This window comes from Fischerella major NIES-592, assembly GCF_001904645.1.
GTDB classification, from domain to species: Bacteria; Cyanobacteriota; Cyanobacteriia; order Cyanobacteriales; family Nostocaceae; genus Fischerella; species Fischerella thermalis.
Map to the genome: position 1 here is coordinate 1 of NZ_MRCA01000034.1, position 2,154 is coordinate 2,154.

A 2,154-nucleotide genomic window follows, 5' to 3' on the forward strand; every position below is an offset into this window, starting at 1 on the left:
CGCTTCTGCACATTCCACTTTTGGTCAACTCAATGGGGTTTTCCATGCGGCTGGAATCGTTGGCGGCAAGTCTTTTGCAGCCATTGACAAGATAACTAAAACAGATTGTGAGCAGCAATTTCAAGCAAAAGTATACGGACTTATAGTTTTAGAGAAAGTATTAAAAAATACACAAATTGACTTTTGTTTATTGCTGTCTTCCTTATCATCTGTTTTAGGAGGATTAGGATTTGTTGCCTACTCAGCAGCAAATAATTTCATGGACACTTTTGTACACCAACATAATCAAAACCATCCCGTTTCATGGATTAGCGTCAGCTGGGATAGTTGGCAACTTGAAACAGAAAATCAACAAAGTACATCTTTAGGCGCAAGCGTGAGTGAATTTGCGTTCAATGCCCAAGAAGGTGTAGAAGCTTTACAAAGAATTTTGAACTATAGTCAATTCAATCATGTAGTTGTCTCTACTGGAGAACTGCAAGCTAGGATTGACCAATGGATTGATCTGAAATCTTTCCCACAACAAACAAATTTATTATCACTTCATCCCAGACCAGATTTACAAAATCCCTACGTTCCTCTCACAAATGAAATTGAACAAAAAATTGCCAACATTTGGCAAGAGGTTCTGGGGATCAAAGATGTAGGTCTCTATGATAATTTCTTTGAATTAGGTGGAGATTCGCTATTAATAATTCAGGTTCGCAACAAACTTCTTAAAACATTAAATAAAAATTTATCAATTGCTGACCTATTTGAATATTCGACTATCAGTGCCTTAGCAGAATATCTCGGTGAAAAACAGGTTGAACAGCCAACATTTCAGCAAGCTGATAAACGTGCCAAGAAAAAAGAAGAGGCTATGCAAGGAAAAAGGCAATTAATGAAACAAAGGAGGAAGGCAGATGGATAATCAACAAATCCACGATTCCGTCAAAGGCATAGCCGTAATTGGTATGGTTGGCCGTTTTCCAGGAGCCAAAAGTGTTGATGAATTTTGGCAGAATCTATGCAATGGCAAAGAGTCTATTTCTTTTTGGAGTGATGAAGAATTAGAGCTTGCAGGCATAAATCCAGCATTGCTGCGTGACCCTCATTATGTCAAGGCTGATGCTCGTCTGTCAGACATTGAAATGTTTGACGCCGCTTTCTTCGATTTCTCGCCTCGAGAAGCCGAAATTATGGATCCCCAACACCGGATTTTGCTGGAGTGTGCCTGGGAAGCCTTGGAAAATGCTGGTTATGACCCTGGTGCAGACCCAGGTTTGACTGGTGTTTACCTGGGGACTAACCTGAGTATCTATATGCTGAACAAACTCAGTACCAATCCCGAACTGAGCAAATCAATCGGTTCTTCAATTTTCTTTAGTAATGTTCAAGATTTTGCAGCTACACGAATTTCATACAAATTAAACCTGAGAGGGCCAAGTATCAACATTAGCACCGCTTGTTCTACGTCATTGGTAGCTGTTCACTCAGCCTGCCAAGGATTGATGAACTATGAGTGCGATATGGCTTTGGCAGGTGGTGTTTCCATCCAGTCTCTACAAAAAGAAGGTTATTTCTATCAAGAAGGGGGAATGACTTCTCCCGATGGACATTGTCGCGCCTTTGATGCTAAAGCACAGGGAACTGTTTTCGGCGACGGGGTAGGCATTGTTGTACTCAAAAGATTAGAAGATGCTTTGGCAGATGGCGATCACATTCACGCAGTCATCAAAGGTTCAGCCATTAATAACGATGGTGCTGCTAAGGTAGGTTACACCGCTCCTAGTGTAGGTGGTCAAGCCTTAGCGATCGCTGATGCTGTTGCGATCGCTGGGTTTAATCCAGAGACAATTACCTACATCGAAACTCACGGAACTGGAACTCCTCTGGGAGATCCAATCGAAATTAGCGCCCTCAAGAAGGTGTTTGCAGCCCGCACCGGTAAGAAGGGATTTTGTGCCATTGGTTCGGTTAAAACCAATGTGGGACATTTGAATATAGCTGCTGGTGTGACTAGTTTAATCAAAACAGTCATGGCTCTCAAACACAAGATGATTCCACCCAGCTTGCATTTTGAACAACCGAATCCTGAAATAGACTTTGCCAACAGTCCCTTTTACGTCAATACTAAACTTACCGAATGGAAAACAAACGGTATACCTCGCC

2 protein-coding genes are annotated in these 2,154 nt (G+C 41.7%); both read left to right on the forward strand.

Annotation, left to right across the window (positions count from 1 at the left end; genetic code table 11):
- A partial coding sequence (locus tag NIES592_RS24015; RefSeq protein ID WP_143168404.1) for a KR domain-containing protein occupies positions 1–913 on the forward strand: 913 nt, incomplete at its 5' end.
- Positions 906–2,154, forward strand: a 1,249-nt coding sequence (locus NIES592_RS24020; RefSeq protein ID WP_143168405.1) for a type I polyketide synthase, incomplete at its 3' end; no start/stop codon positions are given. The genes NIES592_RS24015 and NIES592_RS24020, both read left to right, overlap by 8 nt.